Source organism: Streptomyces cahuitamycinicus (assembly GCF_002891435.1).
In the GTDB taxonomy this organism is placed as follows: domain Bacteria; phylum Actinomycetota; class Actinomycetes; order Streptomycetales; family Streptomycetaceae; genus Streptomyces; species Streptomyces cahuitamycinicus.
The window spans coordinates 1-859 of the sequence record NZ_POUC01000900.1 but is presented as its reverse complement, the minus strand read 5'-3'; the positions used below and the strand labels follow the sequence as shown (position 1 = coordinate 859).

Here is an 859-nt window from a genome sequence, read left to right as displayed (position 1 = left end):
ATTGCGAGCCGTGGTCGGTGTGCATCACTGCCCCGGCCAGGCTCCCGCGGGTCCGCCCGGCGGCGGCCAGGGCGTCGATGACGAGCTCGGTTCGCATGTGATCGGCGATAGCCCATCCAGCCAGACGTCGCGAGCACAGGTCGATGACGGTCGCGAGATAGCAGAACTTCCCACCGCCGACGGGCAGGTAGGTGATGTCACCGACGTACTTGGTGTTCACCACGGTCGCGGTGAAGTCACGGCCGATGAGGTCCGGTGCTTTCGCCGCTGCCGGGTCCGCGGCCGTGGTCCTGTGCCGGCGGCGCAGACGGACCCCCTCGATCCCGAGGGTCCGCATGATCTTCGCGACGCGCTTGTGGTTGATTCGATCGCCCTCGTCGCGGAGCTCGGCGGTGATCCTGGGGGCGCCGTAGGTCCCGTCGGAGTCCAGGTGAACCCTGCGTATCCGGGCCGCGAGCCCCGCCTCAGCACTCCGCCGGGCCGCCCTCGCGGCCGCGGTGCGGCGCCAGTAGTAGAAACTCGAGCGCGCGATCCCCAGCAACGAGCACAACCGCTTGACGCCGAACCGGCGCTGATGATCATCAACGAACTGGCAGCGGTTCACCAGCCCGTCTCCGTGGCGAAATACCGGGCCGCCTTGCGGAGAATGTCACGTTCTTCCTCCAAATCGCGGATCCTCTTTCGCGCGGCCGCGAGATCGGCCTCCACCGACGACCCCGGCACCGCTGGTGCCCCTTCAGTCCGGCCGCGGCCATGGCCCGCGCCTGCGGCCCGGATCCAGTTCCGCAGCGTCTCCGGGTTCACCCCCAGATCGGTGGCGATCGCCTTGATCGTCGCTCCCGGCCTCGACCGGTACAAC

Annotated in this window: 2 protein-coding genes; both read right to left on the bottom strand. The window is 68.9% G+C overall.

Translation table 11 applies throughout. The features are described from left to right. Nucleotides 1-604, bottom strand: a 604-nt coding sequence (locus C1J00_RS43770) for an IS3 family transposase (RefSeq protein ID WP_107501891.1), incomplete at its 3' end; no start/stop codon positions are given. After that, nucleotides 601-859 (bottom strand): transposase (locus tag C1J00_RS48520; RefSeq protein WP_219728418.1); only part of this gene is annotated, 259 nt, incomplete at its 5' end. The genes C1J00_RS43770 and C1J00_RS48520, both read right to left, overlap by 4 nt.